This window comes from Sphingomicrobium aquimarinum (assembly GCF_039655735.1).
In the GTDB taxonomy this organism is placed as follows: Bacteria; Pseudomonadota; Alphaproteobacteria; order Sphingomonadales; family Sphingomonadaceae; genus Sphingomicrobium; species Sphingomicrobium aquimarinum.
This window is the reverse complement of the sequence record NZ_JBBYXH010000001.1, coordinates 221,866-243,223: the sequence shown is the minus strand read 5'-3', so window position 1 is coordinate 243,223 and position 21,358 is coordinate 221,866. Positions and strand designations below refer to the sequence as shown.

At 64.8% G+C, this 21,358-nt stretch carries 25 protein-coding genes; 16 read left to right on the top strand and 9 right to left on the bottom strand.

What is annotated here, in order from left to right:
- Positions 1 to 46: 46 nt before the first annotated feature.
- On the bottom strand, positions 47 to 880 hold the full coding sequence (locus tag WJS89_RS01320) for an HpcH/HpaI aldolase/citrate lyase family protein (RefSeq protein ID WP_346339128.1): 834 nt from the start codon (positions 878 to 880) through the stop codon (positions 47 to 49).
- 54 nt (positions 881 to 934) lie between these two features.
- On the opposite strand from WJS89_RS01320, the gene WJS89_RS01315 reads away from it, so the two are divergent.
- From WJS89_RS01315 to WJS89_RS01305, 3 genes are all read left to right on the top strand, one after another.
- Positions 935 to 1,939 (top strand): SPFH domain-containing protein, encoded by a 1,005-nt coding sequence (locus tag WJS89_RS01315; RefSeq protein ID WP_346339127.1) that lies wholly within the window; start codon positions 935 to 937, stop codon positions 1,937 to 1,939.
- Entirely contained in the window at positions 1,939 to 2,391 is a 453-nt protein-coding gene (locus tag WJS89_RS01310; RefSeq protein ID WP_346339126.1) for an NfeD family protein, read from the top strand. The genes WJS89_RS01315 and WJS89_RS01310 overlap by 1 nt, the downstream gene beginning before the upstream one ends.
- 136 nt (positions 2,392 to 2,527) lie before the next feature.
- Positions 2,528 to 2,965 carry an FKBP-type peptidyl-prolyl cis-trans isomerase gene (locus tag WJS89_RS01305; RefSeq protein ID WP_346339125.1) on the top strand — a complete coding sequence of 146 codons (438 nt, stop codon included), beginning with the start codon at positions 2,528 to 2,530 and terminating at the stop codon, positions 2,963 to 2,965.
- 75 nt (positions 2,966 to 3,040) lie between these two features.
- Here the strand turns inward: WJS89_RS01305 and WJS89_RS01300 are convergent, their stop codons facing one another.
- Complete coding sequence (locus WJS89_RS01300; RefSeq protein ID WP_346339124.1) at positions 3,041 to 4,645, bottom strand: phosphoenolpyruvate carboxykinase; 1,605 nt, start codon at positions 4,643 to 4,645, stop codon at positions 3,041 to 3,043.
- Between the two features lie 189 nt (positions 4,646 to 4,834).
- On the opposite strand from WJS89_RS01300, the gene WJS89_RS01295 reads away from it, so the two are divergent.
- The 9 genes from WJS89_RS01295 to WJS89_RS01255 are packed head-to-tail and all read left to right on the top strand — an operon-like array spanning position 4,835 to position 11,339.
- Complete coding sequence (locus tag WJS89_RS01295) at positions 4,835 to 5,560, top strand: response regulator transcription factor (RefSeq protein WP_346339123.1); 726 nt, start codon at positions 4,835 to 4,837, stop codon at positions 5,558 to 5,560.
- Entirely contained in the window at positions 5,557 to 7,140 is a 1,584-nt protein-coding gene (locus WJS89_RS01290; RefSeq protein ID WP_346339122.1) for a sensor histidine kinase, read from the top strand. Before WJS89_RS01295 ends, WJS89_RS01290 begins: the two co-directional genes overlap by 4 nt.
- A complete protein-coding gene (locus tag WJS89_RS01285) occupies positions 7,137 to 7,562 on the top strand; it encodes an HPr kinase/phosphorylase (RefSeq protein ID WP_346339121.1) in 426 nt (141 codons plus the stop codon). Before WJS89_RS01290 ends, WJS89_RS01285 begins: the two co-directional genes overlap by 4 nt.
- The gene (gene rapZ, locus WJS89_RS01280; protein ID WP_346339120.1) at positions 7,559 to 8,479 is read left to right on the top strand and encodes an RNase adapter RapZ; all 921 of its coding nucleotides are present in this window, start codon (positions 7,559 to 7,561) and stop codon (positions 8,477 to 8,479) included. The genes WJS89_RS01285 and rapZ overlap by 4 nt, the downstream gene beginning before the upstream one ends.
- Positions 8,480 to 8,490: 11 nt before the next feature.
- Positions 8,491 to 8,901 carry a PTS sugar transporter subunit IIA gene (locus tag WJS89_RS01275; protein WP_346340063.1) on the top strand — a complete coding sequence of 137 codons (411 nt, stop codon included), beginning with the start codon at positions 8,491 to 8,493 and terminating at the stop codon, positions 8,899 to 8,901.
- Between the two features lie 11 nt (positions 8,902 to 8,912).
- On the top strand, positions 8,913 to 9,188 hold the full coding sequence (locus WJS89_RS01270) for an HPr family phosphocarrier protein (RefSeq protein WP_346339119.1): 276 nt from the start codon (positions 8,913 to 8,915) through the stop codon (positions 9,186 to 9,188).
- 9 nt (positions 9,189 to 9,197) lie between these two features.
- Entirely contained in the window at positions 9,198 to 10,001 is an 804-nt protein-coding gene (locus WJS89_RS01265) for a TrmH family RNA methyltransferase (RefSeq protein ID WP_346339118.1), read from the top strand.
- Between the two features lie 23 nt (positions 10,002 to 10,024).
- Positions 10,025 to 10,891 carry an META domain-containing protein gene (locus WJS89_RS01260; protein ID WP_346339117.1) on the top strand — a complete coding sequence of 289 codons (867 nt, stop codon included), beginning with the start codon at positions 10,025 to 10,027 and terminating at the stop codon, positions 10,889 to 10,891.
- A 22-nt stretch (positions 10,892 to 10,913) separates the two neighbouring features.
- A complete protein-coding gene (locus WJS89_RS01255; RefSeq protein ID WP_346339116.1) occupies positions 10,914 to 11,339 on the top strand; it encodes a hypothetical protein in 426 nt (141 codons plus the stop codon).
- Here WJS89_RS01255 and WJS89_RS01250 read toward each other — a convergent pair.
- The gene (locus WJS89_RS01250; protein WP_346339115.1) at positions 11,333 to 12,661 is read right to left on the bottom strand and encodes a DNA recombination protein RmuC; all 1,329 of its coding nucleotides are present in this window, start codon (positions 12,659 to 12,661) and stop codon (positions 11,333 to 11,335) included. The two genes, WJS89_RS01255 and WJS89_RS01250, sit on opposite strands and share 7 nt — an antisense overlap.
- Before the next feature lie 110 nt (positions 12,662 to 12,771).
- Between WJS89_RS01250 and WJS89_RS01245 the strand changes: the two genes are divergently transcribed.
- The gene (locus WJS89_RS01245; RefSeq protein WP_346339114.1) at positions 12,772 to 13,164 is read left to right on the top strand and encodes a four-helix bundle copper-binding protein; all 393 of its coding nucleotides are present in this window, start codon (positions 12,772 to 12,774) and stop codon (positions 13,162 to 13,164) included.
- Positions 13,165 to 13,237: 73 nt separating this feature from the next.
- Here WJS89_RS01245 and def read toward each other — a convergent pair whose 3' ends face one another.
- Complete coding sequence (gene def / locus WJS89_RS01240; RefSeq protein WP_346339113.1) at positions 13,238 to 13,780, bottom strand: peptide deformylase; 543 nt, start codon at positions 13,778 to 13,780, stop codon at positions 13,238 to 13,240.
- Positions 13,781 to 13,823: 43 nt separating this feature from the next.
- A complete protein-coding gene (recR, locus tag WJS89_RS01235) occupies positions 13,824 to 14,420 on the bottom strand; it encodes a recombination mediator RecR (RefSeq protein WP_346339112.1) in 597 nt (198 codons plus the stop codon).
- 48 nt (positions 14,421 to 14,468) lie between these two features.
- On the opposite strand from recR, the gene fmt reads away from it, so the two are divergent.
- Together fmt and truA are read left to right on the top strand one after the other, a co-directional pair.
- A complete protein-coding gene (gene fmt, locus WJS89_RS01230; RefSeq protein ID WP_346339111.1) occupies positions 14,469 to 15,374 on the top strand; it encodes a methionyl-tRNA formyltransferase in 906 nt (301 codons plus the stop codon).
- The gene (gene truA / locus WJS89_RS01225; RefSeq protein WP_346339110.1) at positions 15,371 to 16,117 is read left to right on the top strand and encodes a tRNA pseudouridine(38-40) synthase TruA; all 747 of its coding nucleotides are present in this window, start codon (positions 15,371 to 15,373) and stop codon (positions 16,115 to 16,117) included. Before fmt ends, truA begins: the two co-directional genes overlap by 4 nt.
- Here the strand turns inward: truA and WJS89_RS01220 are convergent.
- Both WJS89_RS01220 and WJS89_RS01215 read right to left on the bottom strand, forming a co-directional pair.
- Positions 16,102 to 17,334 carry a pyridoxal-dependent decarboxylase, exosortase A system-associated gene (locus WJS89_RS01220; protein ID WP_431993466.1) on the bottom strand — a complete coding sequence of 411 codons (1,233 nt, stop codon included), beginning with the start codon at positions 17,332 to 17,334 and terminating at the stop codon, positions 16,102 to 16,104. The two genes, truA and WJS89_RS01220, sit on opposite strands and share 16 nt — an antisense overlap.
- Positions 17,331 to 18,803 carry an AMP-binding protein gene (locus WJS89_RS01215; RefSeq protein ID WP_346339109.1) on the bottom strand — a complete coding sequence of 491 codons (1,473 nt, stop codon included), beginning with the start codon at positions 18,801 to 18,803 and terminating at the stop codon, positions 17,331 to 17,333. Before WJS89_RS01215 ends, WJS89_RS01220 begins: the two co-directional genes overlap by 4 nt.
- A gap of 59 nt (positions 18,804 to 18,862) precedes the next feature.
- On the opposite strand from WJS89_RS01215, the gene WJS89_RS01210 reads away from it, so the two are divergent.
- On the top strand, positions 18,863 to 19,159 hold the full coding sequence (locus WJS89_RS01210) for an acyl carrier protein (protein ID WP_346339108.1): 297 nt from the start codon (positions 18,863 to 18,865) through the stop codon (positions 19,157 to 19,159).
- On the opposite strand, the gene WJS89_RS01205 is transcribed toward WJS89_RS01210, so the two are convergent.
- On the bottom strand, positions 19,156 to 20,139 hold the full coding sequence (locus tag WJS89_RS01205; protein WP_346339107.1) for a hypothetical protein: 984 nt from the start codon (positions 20,137 to 20,139) through the stop codon (positions 19,156 to 19,158). The two genes, WJS89_RS01210 and WJS89_RS01205, sit on opposite strands and share 4 nt — an antisense overlap.
- 222 nt (positions 20,140 to 20,361) lie before the next feature.
- Positions 20,362 to 21,330 (bottom strand): thioredoxin-disulfide reductase, encoded by a 969-nt coding sequence (trxB, locus tag WJS89_RS01200; RefSeq protein ID WP_346339106.1) that lies wholly within the window; start codon positions 21,328 to 21,330, stop codon positions 20,362 to 20,364.
- Positions 21,331 to 21,358 lie beyond the last annotated feature (28 nt).

The following is a 21,358-nucleotide window of genomic DNA, read 5'->3' as shown; positions in this document are numbered from 1 at the left end:
GCAAACTCGCCGCGATTCGCCAAGCCCTGCGGCGTCACACACCCCGCTAGTGACGCTCCGCCCGCTCCAGCAGACGTTTTGCGGACGCGATATGCATGGCCTCGACCATCTCGCCCTCGAAATTGATCGCGCCTCCCTTGCCCGCCGTATGATCGAGGATCGCCCGCGCCCGCGCGACATCGGCCTCGCTCGGCGCGAAGACCCGCTGAACCGCTTCGATGTGCGAAGGATGGATCAGCGTCTTGCCGTCAAACCCGAGGCGATGACCGTCGCGCGCCGCTTCCTCGAGGCCGGCCGGATCGTCGATGCGATTGTGCACGCCGTCATACGCGGCGATGCCGCGGGCGCGGGCGGCCAGCAGCGTGCGTTCGAGACAATGCCGCATCCCCTCGCGCCCCGTTCCGGCAGGCAGGCGCAGGTCGGCCGCAAGATCGTTGGTCCCGACGATAAGCATCGCGGAAACGTCCGCGATTTCCCCGACGTTCACCACGCCGCGCGCGGTTTCGATCATGGCGGCGACCGGGCGTCCGCACTTGGCTGATAAGGATGCGACGAGATCGGGATCGCTGACCAGCGGCAGGACGAGAAAATCCGCGTTCGACCCGCACGCGGCGGCGACATCGCCGCTATGGCAGCCGTGCCCACGTCTATTGACACGGATGGCGACGGGCATCGGCCATTCCTCTTCAAGCGCGGCCACTGCCGCATCGCGTGCGCTGTCCTTTTCCTCCTCCGGAACCGCATCTTCGAGATCGAGAATGACCATGTCGGCGCCCGAGGCGCGCGCCTTGGCGATCGCGCTGTCGCGGTTGGCGGGGCAGAAGAGCACGGCAGGGCGATCGAACAGCGCCGCACGAGAAGCGAATTTTCTTTGCGTCAACGGGGGCGCTCCTGCATCATGCGAGCCGACAGCAAATCCGGGGAGGACGGCTCAATGGAATATATCGTCGGCGTCATTGCCGCCTTCGTGTTCATCTACTTTGCGATGGCGATCAAGATCGTGCGCCAGGGCTATCGCTATACGATCGAGCATTTCGGTCGGTTCACTCGTACCGCGCTGCCCGGCTTCAATTTCGTTCCTCCGGTCTTCTACCGCGTCGGACACAAGATCAACATGATGGAGCAGGTCGTCGATATTCCGGGCCAGGAGATCATCACCAAGGACAATGCGATGGTCTCGGTCGACGGGGTCGTCTTCTTCCAGGTCCTCGATGCTTCCAAGGCCGCCTACGAGGTGAGCGACCTCTATTCCGCGCTGCTGGCGCTGGCGACGACCAACCTGCGCACGGTGATGGGCTCGATGGATCTCGACGAAACCTTGTCGAAACGCGACGAGATCAACGCGCGTCTCCTGAGCGTCGTCGATCAGGCGACCGAAGCCTGGGGCGTCAAGATCACGCGTGTCGAATTGAAGGACATCCGCCCGCCCGCCGACATCATCAATGCGATGACGCGCCAGATGAAGGCCGAACGCGAAAAGCGCGCTTCCATCCTGGAAGCGGAAGGCGAACGCGCAAGCCAGATCCTGCGCGCCGAGGGCCTCAAGCAAAGCCAGATTCTCGAGGCCGAAGGCGAGCGCGAAAGCGCCTATGCAGAAGCGGAGGCGCGCGTGCGCCTCGCCGAAGCGGAAGCCGAGGCGACCCGTTCGGTCTCCGAGGCCATCGCGAGCGGCGACCGGCAGGCGATCAACTACTTCATCGCGCAGAAATATGTCGATGCGATCGGCAAATTCGCGACCTCGCCAAACGCCAAGACGATCCTCTTTCCCGTGGAAGCGACCAACCTCATCGGCTCGCTCGGCGGCATCGCGGAATTGTCGAAGGACCTGCTCGGCGACGATGCGGATAAGCGCAGCGTGCCCACCAAGCCGCAGGTTCGCCGCACGCCCGACTCCCCGCAGATCGGATCGGGCATCCCGCGTTCGGGTGACGACAGCTGATGGAAACCATCCCTCCCGGCGGCTGGTGGATCATCGCGGGGTTCCTGCTCGTCGCGCTGGAACTGATGCTGCCGGGGGTGTTCCTCGTCTTCATCGGCGCTGCTGCGATCGCGACCGGCGCTTTCGTGTGGCTGTTCGACCTGGGCCTTACCGAAAGCCTCGTGCTGATGACAGTCTACACCATCGTCGCGGTTCTGCTCGGCCGCCGCTTCTACGCGCATCCCTCGATCGACGAGAGCGACGGCATGATGAACGACCGCGCGCTACAGGTCATCGGCCGCGGCGTGACCGCAGTGCGCGATTTCGAGCATGGCGAAGGACGCGTGAAACTGGGCGACAGCGAATGGAACGCGCGCGGGCCGGGCGATGCGAAGGCGGGCGAGCGGCTTGAAATTGAAGCGGTGGAAGGCACGCGGCTCGTCGTCTCACGTCCCGCAAAGCGCCTTTCCTGAGCTGAGCAGATCACTACGGGGACCGCGTTTGACGCCTCCCCCCTGGGTATGTGACAATGCGAAGCACGGCTCCTCAGGCGAAGCTTTCACGCGCGCCTTCGTACCGACGCCGCAATCATAACCCAAAAGGACAGATATGACTTCAGCAACACACGGTGACACCGTGACCATCGACTATGTCGTCAAGAAGAGTGACGGAACCATCGTGGGCAACACGCAGGACGCGGGCCCGCAGGACATCACGCTCGGCAAGGGCGAAATCTTCCCGCAGATCGAGGAAGCGCTGACCGGCATGAACCCCGGTGACCAGACCGAAGTGTCGATCGACAGCGACAAGGGTTTCGGACCGCACCGCGACGAGCTGGTCGTCGACATCCCCCGCGCGAGCCTGCCGGCCGAAATGACACCGCAGCCCGGCATGGGGCTTCAGGCACAGTCGCCGCAGGGCCAGCCCGTCAATCTGGTCATCGTCGAAGTGGGCGACGAAACGGTGAAGGCGGATGGCAACCACCCGCTCGCCGGCGAAGATCTCGTCTTCGACCTCACGCTGCGCGATATCCAGAAGGCCGCGTAGTCAGTCCCCACAAAAAACCCGGCCGCCGCATTGCTGTGGCGACCGGGTCTCTCTCCTGACGGGGCAGTCGGTGACTTACACCGTCGCTTTCACCGGGCCTGCTTCGCGGACTCCCGCGTCGACATGCTCGGCAAACTGGGAAAAGTTCTCGTTGAACAGGTCGACGAGCTTGGCTGCGGTCGAGTCGTAGGCCTGCTTGTCGTCCCACGTGGACCGCGGCTCGAGGATGGCAGCATCGACGCCCGGCACCGCGACCGGCACCTCGAAACCGAAATTCGGATCCTTGCGGAACTCGGCGTCGTTGAGCGAACCATCGAGGGCGGCGTTCAGCAAAGCGCGCGTGGCCTTGATCGGCATGCGGCTACCGACACCATATTTACCACCCGTCCAGCCCGTATTGACGAGCCAGCAATCGACCTGCCCTTCGGCAATGCGCTTCTTCAAGAGATTGCCGTAGACCGACGGGTGGCGCGGCATGAAGGGCGCGCCGAAGCAGGTGCTGAACGTCGCCTCGGGCTCGGTGACCCCGATCTCGGTGCCCGCGACCTTGGCCGTATAGCCCGACAGGAAGTGATACATGGCCTGATCGGGAGTCAGCTTCGCGATCGGGGGGAGCACGCCGAACGCATCGGCGGTGAGCATGATGATATTCTTGGGCGGCGGCCCGAGATTGTCGTCCGATGCATTGGGGATGAAGTCGATCGGGTAGGCGCCGCGGCTATTCTCGGCGAGCGCCGGGTCGTCGAGGTCGAGATCGCGCGTGACCGGGTCCATCACGACATTCTCGAGAACGGTGCCGAACTTCTTGGTGGTCGCGTAGATTTCGGGTTCGGCTTCCTCGGACAGGCGGATCATCTTTGCGTAGCAGCCGCCCTCGAAGTTGAAGACTGCCTCGTCCGACCAGCCATGCTCGTCGTCGCCGATGAGCGTGCGGTTGGGATCGGCAGAGAGCGTCGTCTTTCCGGTGCCCGACAGGCCGAAGAAGATCGCGGTGTCCCCGTCCGGTCCGATGTTGGCCGAGCAGTGCATCGGCATGATGTTGTTCCGGGGCAGGATGAAGTTGAGGAGGCCGAATACGCTCTTCTTCATCTCGCCGCCATATTCGGTGCCGCCGATGAGGATGAGCTTGTGCTTCAGGCTCACCGCAATGACGGTCTCGCTGCGGGTCCCGTGACGCTCCGGATCGGCGCGGAAGCTGGGCAAGTCGACGATCGTATATTCGGGATCGAAGCCGGCCAGATCCCCGGCCTCGGGACGCACCAGCATCGTGCGGATGAACAGGTTGTGCCAGGCATATTCGTTGACGACGCGCACACGAACGCGATGCTCGGGCTGCGATCCGCCGTAGAGGTCGGCGACGAAGAGCTCTTCCTTCTCTCCCAGCGCCTTACGGAAGTCGTCCCACAACGCGTCGAAATGCGCTTCGCTCATCTCGACATTGACCTTGCCGAAATGCACCTCGCCCTCGGACACCGCATCGCGAACGATAAACTTGTCCTTGGCACTCCGCCCCGTGTGTTTACCCGTCGCGACGACGAGCGGCCCGTGCTTGGCGAGCTTCCCCTCATCCCGCGCGAGTGCTTCTTCCACCAGCGGAGCGGTCGTCAGGTTCCAGTGGATCTTGGCGTTCGTCTCGATATTCTGGTGGTCGAGGCCCTTGGTGGGCGTGCGATCGGTCACGACTGATTTCCCTTCACGTTGTACAGGCGCGCGCGACAGAGCGCCGCGTTCGCATACGTATGCATGCGCCTAGTGGCAGGGCATCGCTCCCGCCTCAAGGCTGTGAACGTTCACGCAGGCGTGTTTTCCGATCATATTCCGACGCGTCGCCTTGTTTTCGTGACCGATTGCGGCAAGGGATGGACCGTGATGGCCAAGACGATCGCTCTCGTCGACGACGACCGCAACATTCTCACCTCGGTGCAGGTGGCGTTGCAAGCCGAAGGTTTCGTGACGCGGATCTACACCGACGGGCCCAGCGCGCTGCGGGCGTTTGCGGAGAATCCGCCCGACCTTGGCGTCTTCGATATCAAGATGCCGCATATGGACGGGATGGAGCTGCTCGGCCATGTGCGCGCGGCCGATCCGCCGGTCGGGACGATGCCGGTGATCTTCCTCACCTCCAAGGACGACGAGCTCGACGAAGCCGAGGGGCTGAGCCGCGGCGCGGACGACTATATCACCAAACCCTTCTCGCAGCGCCTGTTGATCGCGCGCATCCACGCGATCCTCCGGCGTCAGGACCTGGCCAGCGGCAACGGCGATACCCCCCCGGACGAGGCCGGCGACGTCCCGATCCTCAAACGCGGTCGGCTCGAGATGGATCCGGCGCGTCACAAGGTTTTCTGGGACAGCCAGCCCGTGACGCTCACCGTCACCGAATTCCTCATCCTGGAAAGCCTGGCGCAGCGACCCGGCGTCGTGAAATCACGCAACCAGCTGCTCGACGCGGCCTATCATGACGACGTCTTCGTCGACGATCGCACGATCGACAGCCACATCAAGCGCATCCGCCGGAAATTCCGTCAGGCGGACGACAGTTTCGACGGAATCGAGACGCTCTACGGGGTCGGATACCGGTACGGCGAGGAATGAACGCCAAACCGCCTTCCGCCGGCTTCGAGGCGCCCGTGCGCGAGCGCGAGGCGCCGGCCTTCTGGAAATACTGGACGCTCGTCCACCGCATTCTGGCGGTCAATATCCTGCCCATCCTCATTTTCGCACTCGGGATCATCTGGCTCGACACCTATCGCAATCAGCTGCGCGACGAGCGGGTCGATAGGCTATCGAAGGATGCGATGGCCGCTGCGCAGGCAGTGATGCAGGTCGATAGCGACGAGCGCGCGACCCTCTTGTCGGCGCTTGGCCGCGCCGAAGGCGCGCGGTTGCGAATCTACGATCCCGAGGGCGGTCTTGCCGCGGACAGCTGGACCGCCGGGCCGGTCACCTACGAGTTGCAGGATCCCGCCACGCAGCGATGGACCAAGAAAGCCGCACGGATCATCGATCGCGGTTTCAATTTCATCACTGGTGCGCCCGCCATCGAGCCCTTCGAGGAACCCGCGATCGACCGTGCTTCGGCATGGAGCGAGGTCGGCGCGGCACGGGACGGTGAACGCACGGTCACGAAAGTGCGCGAAGCACCCGAACGCACACCGGTCTTCTCCGCCGCCACGCCCGTGGAGGACGGCTCCACCTTGCTCGCGACGATCAACGACCGCGACTATACCGACATCGTTCGCCGCGAGCGCGGATCGGTGGCGATCCTGCTCTTGGGATCGGTGCTGCTGGGCGTACTGCTATCGTTGTTCCTCGCCCGCACCATCGCACGTCCCCTTCGCCGCATCGGGCTGGCGGCCCACCGGGTGAGGACGGGGCGTGCCCGCGAAGTGAAGGTGCCGCGACTTCCCAATCGCTACGACGAAGTCGGTTCGCTCGCCCGTGCCGTCAGCGACATGAGCCGCGCGTTGCAGGAGCGGATCGACATGGTCGAGAGTTTCGCGGCAGACGTCAGTCACGAACTGAAGAACCCTCTCGCCTCGCTGCGTAGCGCGGTCGACAGCCTCGATGCCATCGACGACCCCAAGGTGCGCAGCCGCCTGCTCGACGTCGTCCGCCAGGACGTCATCCGGCTGGACCGGCTGATCAGCGACATTGCCGAAGCCGCGCGCGCCGATGCCGAACTGACACGCACGCAGATGGAGCGCATCGCCCTCGACCGCCTGACCGGGGGGCTGGTGGATGCGTGGCGGCAACGGCGCGAGATTGGCGATGTAAAAATTGCGTTGCAGAAGAAGGGCGCGGGGGACTTCGATGTGCCCGCCGAACCCAATCGCCTCGCCCGTGCCATCGACAATCTTATCGACAATGCGGTGAGCTTTTCTCCCGCCCACGGGCGGATCGACTTGACGTTGTCACGTGAAGGAGACCGGATTCGCCTGGTGGTGACCGACGAAGGGCCGGGCGTGGCGCCCGAGGACCGGGACGCCGTCTTCCACCGCTTCCATTCGGACCGCCCCGAGAGGACCGAATTCGGACGCCACTCGGGCCTCGGTCTCGCCATCGCCCGCGCGATCGTCGAAGGACATGAAGGCGAGATCTTTCTGTGTGAGCGCGACGACGACGCAGAAGGCGCCTGTTTCACAATCCTGCTGCCCGCCTGGTCCGACCGATGAGCGAGAACATCCACGCGACGACCGTCGCGAAAAACGGGCGCGCCACCCTTCTCGTCGGGCGATCCGGCGCCGGCAAATCCGATCTGGCCTTGCGTCTTATCGACCGAGGCTGGACGCTGGTTTCGGACGACCGAACGTTGATCGAGGCAAGTGACGGACATCTGAGCGCCACGCCCCCAGAAGCCTTTGCGGGCCGCATCGAGGTTCGCGGGCTCGGGATCGTGACCATGGACTACTTGCCGCGTGCGACGGTCGCGCTCCATGTCGACCTCGATGCTGCGCCGGAACGGATGCCGATGGACGCGCGGCGCTTCACGCTGCTAGGTGTGTCGGTTCCCAGCATCACCGTCGATGCGCGCGCACCATCGGCCCCGATCATCGTCGAACTGGCCTTCGACGGACTGGAGACCCCACCGCGATGAGCGACGCTGTCCCGCAGATCCTGTTCGTTACCGGAATGTCGGGCGCGGGTAAGTCGACCGTCCTCGACACACTCGAGGACTGGGGCTGGGAGGTCGTCGACAATCTCCCGCTCGATCTTGTCGGACGTTTTGCCGAAGGCAGTTCGAGCGATGGCGCGCCGATGGCGATCGGCGTCGATATCCGCTCGCGCGGTTTCAGCCCCGAAGGCATCGAGCGCGCCGTCGCTTCCCTCGACGATCGCGATGTCCAGACGCTCTTCCTCGACTGCTCCTCTACCGAACTTGCGCGGCGGTTCGACGAGACGCGGCGCCGGCACCCCCTCGCCATCGACCGCCCCGCCGAGGACGGCATCTGGCTGGAACGTCGGCTTTTGAAGGTGCTGCGCGGCACGGCCGACGCGGTCATCGACACGACCGCGATGAAGCCCGTCGAACTGCGCGAGGAACTGCAGAAACGCTATGGTACGGCTCTCGACCGTCCCGTCATCACGGTCGCCAGCTTCGGATTCTCGCGCGGAGTCGCCCGCACGGCAGACCTGGTTTTCGACATGCGCTTTCTCGACAATCCGCATTGGGATCCCGAGTTGCGTCCGTTGACGGGGCGTGACGAGCCCGTGAAATCTCACGTTTCCGCCGACCCGGCCTATGGCGAGACGATGGACCAAATTGAAACATTGTTGAAACGGCTCATTCCGCGCTATTGGGACGCGGGCAAAAATTATCTGACCATCGCCTTCGGCTGCACAGGGGGACGCCACCGTTCGGTGGCCGCAGCGGAGGATATGGCGGCACGGCTCGGGGCAGACGGTCATGGCGTTTCCATTCGGCATCGCGATCTGACCGCGACGCCCGACGACCGGCTCGAGAAGCGCGGACGACAGCGCTCCGGGTCGGACAGCGAGCGGAAGAAGGATTGAGCGGTAAGTTGATGATCGGTCTGGTACTGGTGACACACGGGCGCTTGGCGCCGGAATTCATCTCGGCGATGGAGCATGTGGTGGGACCGCAGGACGCCATCGAGGGGCTGTGCATCGGCCCCAACGACGACATGGAAGCACGCCGTGCCGACATCGCCGCCGCGATCGGACGCGTCGACCAGGGACAAGGTGTCATCATCCTCACCGATCTTTTCGGCGGCACGCCCTCCAATCTCGCCATCAGCCTGATGGGCGAGACCGAATGCGTCGAGGTGATCGCAGGGATCAATCTCCCGATGCTCATCAGGCTCGAGAGCGCGCGCAAGACGATGGGCGTGGCCCAGGCTGTCGCCGCGGCGCGCGAGGCCGGGCAGAAATATATTTCGGTCGCGAGCGAAGTGCTCGGCGAAGCGGCGGCCTGAGGCCTCGATCGATGACCGAAAGCCGTAAACTCAAGATCGCCAACCGGCGCGGACTCCATGCCCGGGCGTCGGCCAAGTTCGTCAATCTCGTGCACGAGATCGGCGACGGCGTCACGGTCGAAGTCGAGAAGGACGGCAATCGCGTCACCGGCCGGTCGATCATGGGACTGATGATGCTCGGCGCCGCAATGGGCGACTGCATCACCATCCACGTCGAGGGCGAGGACGCCAAACCCGCGCTCGACCGGCTATCGGGACTCGTCAAAGACCGGTTCGGCGAGGACTGAGGGCGAGCGATGCCCCGCGAGATCACGTCTTTCTCCAACACGACCGTCAAGCTGATCCGCTCGCTGCGCGACAAGAAGGCGCGGCGGATCGAACGAATGTTCCTTGCCGAGGGTTTGCGCATCATCACCGAGGCACGGGACGAGGGGCAGCTACCGAAACTCCTCGCCTTCGCCGAAGCGGGCGCGGCGCATCCGCTGGCGCAGGACATCATCGCGGCGACCGAAGCGGCAGGCGGCGACTGCATCCTCACCACGCCGGACATTCTCACCAAGATGAGCGGCAAGTCGAACCCGCAGGCGTTGATCGCCGCCTACGATCAGCCCGATACCGCCTTGTCGTCGATCGATCGTGGCCGTTCCGACCTGTGGTTCGTCGGGCAAAGCCTGCGCGATCCGGGCAATATCGGCACGATCCTGCGCACGGGCGACGCGGTCGGTGCGGGCGGGCTGATCCTGCTCGACGACAGTGCGGACCCGTTTGCCGTCGAGACGGTGCGGGCCTCGATGGGTGCGATGTTCACGCAAGGCCTGGCGCAGGCAAGCTGGGACGAGTTTCTCCCTTGGCTCCGCAGCGGCGCGGGCCGACTCATCGGCACCAGCCTGCAGACCGAGCATGACTATCGCGACGCTCCGTATGAAGCCCCCGCCTTCGTCCTGATCGGGAACGAGGCGCAGGGACTGCCCGAAACGTACGAAGCCGCGTGCGACCTGCTCGTCAAAATCCCGATGCACGGTCGCGCCGACAGCCTCAACGCCGCGATCGCCGCCGCGGTCACCGCCTACCAGATCCGGAGCAGTTGGCGGAACCGCTGAAACATGCCGCTCGTTTCGGGGGCATGAAGTATCTCCTTCTCGCCGCCGCGACCGTATCGCTCGCCGCTTGCACCCAGCCCTATGGCGATCGCTATGGCGACCCCTACGGCTATCCCCCCGCGCCGCCGACGGGCGGCTATTACCCGCAGGATGGTTCCGATCCCTACGGTGGCGGCTATGGTGAGACGCAGACGATGGATCCCTATCGCGCCACGGGAACCGAACCCTTCTGGAGCCTGACGATCAATCCGCAGAGCATGCGTTTCGAAGCGATGGACGGGCGCACGGTCATCGACGATACGCCGCGAGTGCAGGCCGGCTACGCAGGAGACGTCTATCGCGGGCGACGGATGGAAGTGAATATCGTCCACCAGCGCTGTTCGGACGGCATGAGCGATCGCGTCTATCCCGACCAGGTCCAGGTCTATGTCGACGGCCGCGAATGGCGCGGCTGCGGGGCGCCCGAACGCTACTTCCAGCAGGGTTGGGAGAGTGGCACCGCGCCCGGATATGGCGATTATGGGGACAATCGCGACCCCTACGGTTACGACCGCGACCCCTATGCGGCAACGAGCCCGCTCGCACGCACCAGCTGGCGCGTGACGCGGATCAACGGCGCGGCCGTGTCGTCGGGCGGCTATTACATGAATTTCCTGCCCGACCGCTTGCAGGCCCGTTTCGGCTGCAACGACCTGTCGGGTGGCTACGCGCAGCAGGGCGAGCGTTTGCGCGTCGATCGCCTCTCATCGACGCGCATGGCCTGCCCCGACCTGGCCGCCGAAACGCGCGCGTCCAATGTCCTGTCGGCGCCCATGCGCGTGCGGCTCAGCGACGATCTGCTCATCCTTTCGAACGACCGCGGCGAAATCCAGGCCCGCCGCTCCAATTGACATGCAAACAGGAGAACCGCCCATGACCCGCCTTGCCCTTCTCGCCATCGCCGCCCTCCCCCTCGCCGCGTGCGCAACGCCGCAGCAGCAACGGGGTTATGACGACTACAACCGCTACGAAGGACCCATCCAGGCGGGGCCGCAGACCGATTTCCGCTACTCGGCGACCGGCATCAACTGGACGATGACGATCGATAACCAGCAGATGCAGCTGCGCACGGACGAGGGCTTTGCCGCGACCGACCGGCTGCTGGACTTCACGCCCAACCGCCAGAGCGGCGATGTCTATCGGGGTGAGGATATGCTCGTGACTATCGTGCAATCGCCCTGCACGATCGGCGATGGCGGCCAGTCCTATCCGCACCAGGTGCAGGTCCAATTGGGCGGCCAAAGCTTCCGCGGCTGCGGCCAGCCCAGCCTCGTCCCGCCGACGCGGTCGCGCTACTGATCGTCCTCGTCGCTTGCTGACGTCAGTTTGGTGAGCGAGCGCGGGCTGGTCTCGACCTGCCCCGCCTCGACGATTTCCTTCGCGCTTCCAGCGCCATAGTCCTCGAACCTGCGGGCCTGTGTGAGCACTTGGCTCTCAAGGCTGCCGACCATGCGGTTGTAGCTGTCGTTGGCGCGCCCGAGGTGGTTGCCCATCTTGGCGACATGATCGGCCATGGTGGCGATGCGGTTGTGGAGTTCACGTCCAAGGGCGGCGATCTGGCCGGCCTCGGCGGCGAGCTTCTCCTGCCGCCAGACGCTGGCCACGGTGCGCGCGATGGCCACGAGGTTGGTCGGCGTCGCCAGCAGCACCTTGCGCTCGAACGCCCAGTCCCACAGCGCCTGATCCTTCTCGAGCGCGGCGGTCAGGAAATGCTCGCCCGGGATGAACATCACGACATAATCCGCCGCATCCTCGAACTGCGCCCAGTAGCTCTTCGAGCCCAATTGCTGCGCATGGTTGCGGATCGAGGCGACATGCGATGCGAGGTGCCGGTCGCGCTCGCTGTCGTCGGTCGTCTCATAAGCATCGAGATAGGCGTTCAATGAGCATTTCGCGTCGATTACCAGCTTGCGGCCGCCGGGCAGGTTGACGACGACGTCGGGACGCAGCCGTCCTTCTTCGCCACCGACCGACACTTCCGTGGCGAAATCGGCATGCTGGCTGAGGCCCGCCTGCTCGAGCACGTTCTCGAGCGTTTTCTCGCCCCAGCGCCCGCGGGTCTTGGGCTGCGCGCGCAACGCCATGACGAGATTGCGTGCTTCGTCGCGAACCTCCCCCTGACCCAAGCGCAGCTCCTGCGTCAGCGACTTCAACTCCGAATAGGCGCCGACACGCTCCTTCTCGACCCGGTCGATCTTCTGCGCCTGCTCGCTGAGGAGTTTCTTGATCGGGTCGACAAGCTGCGAGAGTTTCGCGCTGCTTTCCTTGTCGGCCTCGCCGAACCTCTTCTCCGCCTTCTCGAAAAAGTCCTTCGAGATGCGGTCGAGCGCCTTGTCGGAGAGTTCGCGAAACTGGTTCTGCAGTTCGTTCTTCTGCCGCTCGAAATCGGCAAGACGGGCATCGAAGGTCGCCTTCTCGGCGCGCAGGGCATCGAGTTCGGATTGCATCGCGTCCCGCCGTTCGACGGCATCGCGGCGTTCGGCGGATACGGCGTCGAGCTGCATCCTGAGGCTTTCTACCGTCCCTTCTGCCTTTCCTGCGCCCTGCCGCCCCACCAACCAGCCGACAGCGGCCCCCGCGAGGAGCGCAATAAGTGCGATGGCGACGAGCGTAAGATCCATGAAATCCCCCGATGAGAACGAAAAGCGAACCTAGCGCTCTACGAAACGCGCCTCAAGCGGAACCTTCCGCTTTGCCCCGCGCTCCCTTTCGAAACAGGAGGGAGAAACCCATGTCCATTCGCAAGATGATTTCGCTGCACCCCGACGTCGCGGGCCATAACAACGAGCCTTTGGGCGACGCTGTCCATCACGCCATGTATTGCGCGATGATGTGCCTGAGCTGCGCCGACGCCTGCTCGGCCGAAGAGATGGACATGACGCAGTGCGTGCGCAGCTGTTCGGACTGTAGCGACGTCTGCAACGCGACCGCACGCCTCGGATCGCGCCGGTCGGGCACCAACGAAGCGGTGCTGAAGGAAATGCTCGAGCTGTGCGCGCGTGTCTGCGATGGCTGCGCCAAGGAATGCGAAGGGCATGACAATCCGCACTGCAAACTCTGCGCGCAGATCTGCCGCGAAACCGCCGAGGATTGCCGCAAGGCCGCGCAGACGATCGGCGCGTAGGGAAGCTTAACCGCGGCGAAAGCCGGGGTGCCGCCCCTGAAAGACCGGATACCGGCCTTCGCCGGGAAACGGTTTACGCCGCGATGCGGCCCGTCTTGCGCATTTTCGCCAGCTTCTTCAGCACCATGTCGCGCTTGAGCTTCGACAGGTGATCGATGAAGAGCACGCCTTCCAGATGATCCATCTCGTGCTGGAGGCAGACCGCGAGCAGGCCGTCGATCACTTCCTCATGGCGGTTGCCGTCCGCATCGAGCCATCGCGCCTTGATACGGTCGGGGCGCATCACGTCGGCATATTGCTCGGGGATCGACAGGCAGCCCTCGGTGTAGGGGATGTCGGTCTCGCTCGTCTCGAGGATCTCAGGGTTGATGAACACCTTGGGATCCTTGACCGGCTCGCCGCCCTCTTCCTCGGGCTCCTGAAGATCGATGACGAGGATGCGGATGGGATGACCCACCTGCACCGCCGCCAGCCCGATGCCCGGTGCGTCGTACATCGTCTCGAACATGTCGGCGATCAGCGCGCGATGCTCGTCGGTCACCTTGTCGACGGGCTTGGAAATCTGCCGCAGCATCTCGTTGCCGTCGGGCGTCTCGTAAATCTTCAGAATGGCCATGGGCGCTATTTAGTCAGCGAAGCCAACAGGTTCAAGCCGCGTGTCAGCCGACGGGGCGGCGTGCGCGGAGCGCCTGAGCGAGGGTGCCCTCGTCCAGATAATCCAGCTCGCCGCCAACAGGCAGGCCATGCGCGAGCTGGGTGAGACGCAGCGGATAGGTCTCGAGCCGTTCGGCGAGATAATGCGCCGTCGTCTGACCCTCGAGCGTGGCGTTCATCGCCAGCACCACTTCATCAACGCCGCCGCCCTCGATGCGGGCGACCAGGCCGTCGATCGCCAAGTCTTCGGGCCGCACGCCATCCAATGCCGACAGGCGCCCGCCGAGGACATGGAAGCGTCCGCCGAACAGTTTCGAGCGATCAAGCGCCCACAGGTCGGCGACATCCTCGACCACGCAGATCGCGCTATCGTCGCGGCGCGGATCGGCGCAGATGCCGCAGGGATCGCTGGTATCGACGTTGCCGCAGCGCGTGCAGGTGACGAGCGTGTCGGCAACCGCCCCCAGGGCCGCGAGCAGCGGATCGAGCGCCGTCTCGCGTTTCTTGACCAGGTGCAGTACCGCTCGGCGCGCCGAACGGGGCCCGAGCCCGGGAAGCCGGGCCAGTGCCTGCGTGAGCGCGTCGAGTTCGGGAGAGGCCATGGCAAAACACATAGGAATTGCGCGGCATTTCCGCCATAGGCTGCGGCCATGCGTGTGATCATGATGGGAAGTCCCGATTTCGCCGTGCCGACGCTCGAAGCGATCCTCGCGAGCGGGCATAAACTGGTAGCGGTCTACTGTCAGCCGCCGCGCCCTTCGGGACGGGGGAAGAAGTTGCAGCCGACCCCGATGCAGCGCCGGGCCGAAGAGCTGGGCCTCGAAGTTCGCCATCCCAAAAGCTTGAAGAAAGCAGAGGCGCAGGCGGAATTCGCAGCCTTCGCGCCCGACGTCGCGATCGTCGCCGCGTACGGCCTGATCCTGCCGCAAGCCGTGCTCGATATCCCGCGGCTTGGATGCGTCAATGTTCACGCTTCGATGCTCCCCCGCTGGCGCGGAGCCGCACCCGTCCAGCGCGCGATCATGGCGGGCGACGAACGGACGGGCGTGACGCTGATGCAAATGGAAGCGGGCCTGGACACCGGACCGATGCTCGCGAAGCGTGATGTCGCCATTGCACGCAAGGACGCAGGGCAACTGACGGAAGAACTTGCAACGCTCGGAGCAGCGATGATCGGCGAATGGCTCGCAAATCCCGACGGTCACGAAGCCACGGCACAGCCCGAGGACGGCGTCACCTACGCGCACAAGATCGACAAGGCCGAAGCGCGGATCGACTGGTCTTGCGATGCCCCCGTCGTCGTCCGCCACATACAGGGGCTCGCCCCCTGGCCCGGCGCCTGGACCGAGGCGGACGGCGAGCGGCTCAAGATCCTCGATGCGGAAGCGATCGAGGGCGCGGGAGCACCGGGAGAGATCATCGACGAGCGGCTCGGCGTGGCATGCGGATCGGGCGCGGCGCGCGTCCTCAAGGCCCAGCGTGCCGGCAAGGGCGTACAGTCCGCCGACGAACTGCTGCGCGGCTATGCACTCGCGCCCGGTACGAGGCTGACGTGACCCGCTGGCGGCTGACGGTCGAATATGACGGGACGCCCTTCTCTGGATGGCAGCGGCAGGACGGCGCGCCCTCCGTCCAGCAGGCGATCGAGGAAGCGATTCATGCGATGAGCGGCGAGGACGCGCGGCTTCACTGCGCAGGCCGGACCGATGCCGGCGTACACGGCCTCGCAATGACCGCGCACTTCGATCTCGACAAGCCTTTCGAAGCGTGGCGGCTTCGCGACGGTCTCAATGCGCACCTGCGGCCCGCACCGGTCGCCATCCTCTCGGCGAAGGAGGCGGCGGACGATTTTCACGCGCGCTTTTCCTGTGTGGGCCGCGAATATGTCTATCGTATCCTCAGCCGCCGCGCCCCGCCGACGCTGATGCGCGATGGCGTGTGGCATATCCCGCAACCGCTCGATGTCGACGCCATGCACGCCGCCGCACAGCAGCTCGTGGGCCGTCACGATTTCACCACCTTTCGCTCGGCGCATTGCCAGTCCGACAGTCCAGTCAAGACCCTCGACCGGCTTGACGTCGTTCGCGAGGGCGAAGAAATCCGCTTCCACGTCGCCGCGCGCAGCTTTCTCCACCACCAGGTTCGATCGCTCGTAGGCACGCTTTCGCTGGTCGGGCGCGGTCAGTGGAGCGCTGCCGACGTACGGGCGGCGCTCGAGGCGTGCGATCGTCAGCGGCTCGGGCTCAATGCGCCGCCCACGGGGCTTTATTTTATGCGCGCCCTCTATCCCGACGACTGAGCGAGCATCTCGACGGCACCGGGTTGCGTCAGGAAATCCCGCGGGCTTGCGGTCAGCCCGTAGGCGCCCGCGCAGAAGATCGCGACAAGATCGCCGACGTCGGTTCCGGCCGGGAGCGGAACGAGGTCTCCGAGAAGATCGAGCGGCGTACAGAGGCGCCCGACGACATTCATTGCGGTGTCCGCGGCCTCCGAAAAGCGCGACGCATTTACGATCGGATAATTTCGCCGCAGGAACTGTCCGAAGTTGCCAGTCGCGGCGAGCATGTGATGCAGCCCGCCATCGGTCCCGAGAAAGGTCTGCCCGCCGCTTTCCTTGCGGTCGAGCACCCGGGTGACATAGACCCCCGCCTCCCCGACCAGCCAGCGTCCGAGCTCGAGAATCATCTTGGTATCCGCGAGGGCATCGCTCGCGGCCAGTCTGGTGCCAAGCGCGTCGCCGACTTTCGCGATGTCGAGCGGACGTTCGCCGTGGTAATAGGGAATGCCGAACCCGCCGCCGAGGTTCGTCTCGGCAGGCGCCGTTCCAACGTCGTCCGTAAGCTGGCGGACGAGATCGAGCGTCGCACCCTGCGCCTCGATGATCGCGTCGGCGGACAGGCTCTGCGATCCGGCATAGACGTGATAGCCGCGCCAGTCGCAATCCTGCTCGATGAGCCAGCGCACGAGCGGCGCCGCGCGGACGTGATCGATCCCGAAGGGGCTTGCCAGGCCGCCCATTTTCATTCCTGCGCCCTTGAGCAGGAACGGCGGATTGATCCGGACCGCGACCGTCGGGCGTATCCCGAGCCGCGACGCGACGTCGCACAGGCGCCGGGCCTCGCCTTCGCTTTCGAGATGGATGGTGACGCCCGCCCGCAAGGCCGCCTCATGGTCGGCGACGCTCTTGGCCGGGCCGGCGAGCGACTTGGGCAGATCGAAATGTGCCACGCGTTCGATTTCGCCGCGCGAAGCCAGATCGAAGCCATCGACGAGCGCCGCAAGATGCGCGAGCAAGGGCGCAAAGGGATTGGCCTTGATGGCGTAATGGAGCCTCAACCGCTCCGGCATCGCCGATCGGAAAGCGGAAACCTGCGCTTCGACACGCTCGACATTGTAGAGGAAGAAGGGCGTCGTCCCCGCTTTTTCCGCCCAATAGCCGATCGGATGACGCGCGATTTCCAGCGCACCATTCTCCGCCGCCCGGAATTGCTCCGGAATGGGTCCCATCGTCTTCACGCAGCCTTCTCCAGCGCGCGATGATCGATCTTGCCGTTGGGATTGCGGGGCAGCATTTCGTGACGGACGATCCGATCGGGCATGAACCAGCTCGGCGCGTGCGATCGGAAATGTCGGCGGAGCATCTCCTCGCTCTCCTCCCCGACAATGTGCAGGTCGATCGCCGCCCCGACCGCATCGTCTTCGCGAACGGTCACCGCGGCCTCGGCGACCCCTCCGATCTCCAGCGCGAGAGCCACGATCTCGTCGGGGCTGATGCGGTTGCCGGACACCTTGATCATCCGGTCGGCGCGGGCGCGAAAATGGAGCAGTCCTTCGGAATCGCGCACAAAGCGGTCGCCCGACCAGACCGCCGTGCCGCCGTAGCGACTATGGGCGGGGGCCGGGCGGAATTTCGCTGCGGTCAGCTCCGGCGCGTTCCAATAGCCTTGGGCGACCAGCGGCCCCGCCTGGACGAGCTCGCCCTCTTCGCCGGGATCGCACGGCGTGCCATCCGCGCGCACGACCATCAGCTCGGCGTGGGGAATGGCGGTACCGACACTCGTGGGATGGCGATCCGCGAGCCGTGGGTCGAGGCTTGCCGCGCGGAAGGCTTCGGTGAGGCCATACATGAGATGCGCCTCGGCGCGGGGGAACGCCGTGCGCAGCGCGGCCAGCAAGGGCGCGGTCATCGCGCCTCCGGTGTTGGTGATCGTCCGCACGCTTGCGCCCTCCCCGTTCGACCAGTCGAGACGCACAAGTTGATGCCACAAGGGAGGAAGTGCAGCCAGATAGTTGATTTCGTGCCGAACAACCGCCTTGCGGACATCCGCAGGCAGGAGATAATCGAGCGCGAAGACCTGCCCTCCTCCACGCCAGGTTGCGAGCAGCTGGTTCTGTCCGTAGTCGAAGGCGAGCGGCAGGAGCGCAAGCGTGCGCGTCCGATCGTCGATCTTCGTATAGGCCGCCACCGCCTCGGCGCCGAGCATGAGATTGGCATGACTCAGCATGACCCCTTTCGGGCGGCCGGTCGATCCCGACGTGTAGAGAAGCGCGGCCAGCCGACCGGGTGACTGAGCAGAAGGCGCGAGGCCCTCGCCGCGAAGATCGAGCGGCACCAGCATCTCCACGCGATGGTCGGCCGACACTTCTTGCTCGATCATCCGCAAGCGGGCGCCGGAAGAGATGAGCGTCGCGCCGCTGTCGGCGAGGATTTCGGACAATTGTCCAGGTTTGAGCGCCGCGTTGACGGGGACATGGACCAGCCCCGCCCGCGCTGCCGCGAGCGGCATGAGGCAGGTGAGCAGCGTCTTGGGCTCCCACGTGGCGACGCGCGCTTTCTCTTCGAACCCGCGCTCCCGAAGCCACCGCGCCATCCGCCCGACCATGATTTCGAGCGCAGCATAGTCGAGTCGGGCCTGCCCCACGTGAAGCGCCGGCGCATCCGGATCGCCGAAGGTCGTCAGATGGTCGAGGGGCAGGCATTGCATGGCTCCCGCCCTAGCGTCATGCTTGCGAAAGCGCCACGCTTTGCCTAGGGCGCTCGGCCATGACTGCGACAGGCGATGCCACCCCCAGCCCCACCGAGCGCGACCGTGTCGACATGGTGGTCGACGCGTTGCTCGTCGAGATCGTGGGACTCGATGCCGCCACTTTGCAATCGCTCGAGGAAAACAGCGAACTGTTCGGCGCGATGCCGGAATTCGACAGCATGGCAGTCGCGCAGTTCCTGACCGCGCTCGAGGAGCGGCTGGGTGTGCTCGTCGAAGACGATGACGTCGAGGCCGAGGACTTCCTGACCTACGGCCGCCTCATCGCCTTCGCCGAGCGGCTGGCACTCGGCTAGCGCCGCGCCGTAACGGTCCCTGTCGCGACCTGCTCGTCCCCGGTTTCGGGGACGAAAGCATTGATCGCGAAGGCGTATCCCGCCTCGCGCCCCGACGGCCCGAAGAACCATCCTCCGAAGTTGGATGCACTTGCCACGCGGTCGTCGCCGAACACACCACCAACGAAGCTTGCGACCGAGCCATCGATCTCGGCTTCACCGAAGTAGATGCCGAGCGAGGTCCGCTCGTCCGAGAGCCCACCCTGCGCGAACCGTCGACCGATGAGGGTCATCCGCGTACGGATCTCACCGTTGGCGGGGTTCGCCGAGAGCGTCACGGTGCTCTCGCCGAGGTCGTACTGGCCTTGCAGTTCGCCCGAACGCACCACCATGTTCCCGCTGATCGAGAAGCTGGAATAGCTGATGGTGCTGGACGGTAGCGCATCGTTAGTCTGAGTCGGGACCCCGAAGACGCAGTTAATATCGAGAATTCCGCTCGATCGTCGGGCGAAAAGCCGCGCGGTCCTGACGTATTCGGGCGTGATGCCGCCGAGTTGGCGCGCGCCGATGCCGAAGCGGGTCGTGAACCCATTCTCGTCCAGCTTGGAATAGAGAAGCGACGACGCCGTGCTGTTCGGATCGCGTTCGGAAGGGCCGAAGGCATACGTGAACGGGGCATCGAAAGCACCTTCGACCGAATAGGTCTGGGTCGCTGCGGTATAGTCGATGTTGAGCGAGGCCTGCGATTCCGGATAATTTCCGAAACCCGTCGATAGGATCACGCTGCCGGCATTGTAGAGGCCCGCACACGCCGAGTCGAAAGACTGGTTGCCACTGAGACTGGCATAAGGAGTGTAGCTGATCGGCGTGGGGGTCGGTGTCGGCGTCGGAGCAGGCGTTCCTCCGCCGGTGGGGGGCGGTGCCGAACTGCCGCCTCCCCCGCCGCAAGCGGTGAGCGACAATGCCAAAGCGAGCAAGGGAAGCGCAGCGATACGAGCCATGATGGAAACTTTCACCGACGATTACGGTGCAAGATTTGCGCGCGCTTCCCGAATTTTTCTACGAAATTAAGCGGGCAGGCCCCTCGGGGAACTGTGGTTCGACTGCAACGAAAATTTGGCCTCGAAACGCCATTCCATTCGCGACTTCATCAACAGTGCCAGTGGGATGGCTGACAATGCACGCCGCTTCGACCGTTTCTGTGGCCGGGCTGCCACAGTGAGTTATTCGGCGGCCTGACGCTCCGAGAAGGCGATTTCGGCAAGATAGCGCTCGGCGTCGAGCGCGGCCATGCAGCCGGTCCCCGCCGCCGTCACCGCCTGGCGGTAGTGCTTGTCCATCACGTCGCCGCAAGCGAACACGCCGTCGACGCTCGTGCGGCTTGTGCCGGGTTCGACCCACAGATAGCCGTCATCGTCGATCTTGAGCTGCTCGGTGAACAGTTCGGTCGCGGGCGCGTGGCCGATGGCGACGAAGGCGCCTTCGCAATCGAGCCGGGTGACTTCGCCCGTCTTGGTCGACTTGACGTCAAGGCCGACCAGCGCCTGCGGCTGACCCTCGAGCACGAATTCCTCGACCTGATGATCCCACAGCATGGTGATCTTCTCGTTGGCGAACAGCCGGTCCTGAAGGATCTTCTCCGCACGCAGTTCATCGCGGCGGTGGATCAACGTCACGTCGTCGGAATGGTTGGTGAGGTAGAGCGCTTCCTCGACCGCGGTATTGCCGCCGCCGATGACCGCGACCTTCTTGCCGCGATAGAAGAAGCCGTCGCACGTCGCGCAGGCCGATGCGCCCTTGCCCTTGGCATGTTCCTCGCTCGGCAGGCCGAGCCACTTGGCCTGAGCGCCCGTGGCGATGATCAAAGCGTCGGTCTCGTAGACCGTGCCGCCGTCGCCCTTGAGCGTGATCGGTCGCTTCGAGACATCGACCTCGACGATATGGTCCCACACCGCCTCGGTGCCCACGTTCACCGCCTGCTGCTTCATTTCTTCCATGAGCCAGGGCCCCTGGATGACGTCGCGGAAGCCGGGATAATTCTCGACGTCGGTGGTGGTAGTAAGCTGGCCGCCGGGCTGGATACCCTCGACGACGATGGGCTCGAGGCCAGCACGCGCGGCGTAGATGGCGGCGGTCCATCCCGCGGGGCCGGAACCGAGGACGAGCAATTTGGTGCGTTTGGTGTCGGACATGATCATTACCTAAGGCGCTGCGTCGCGC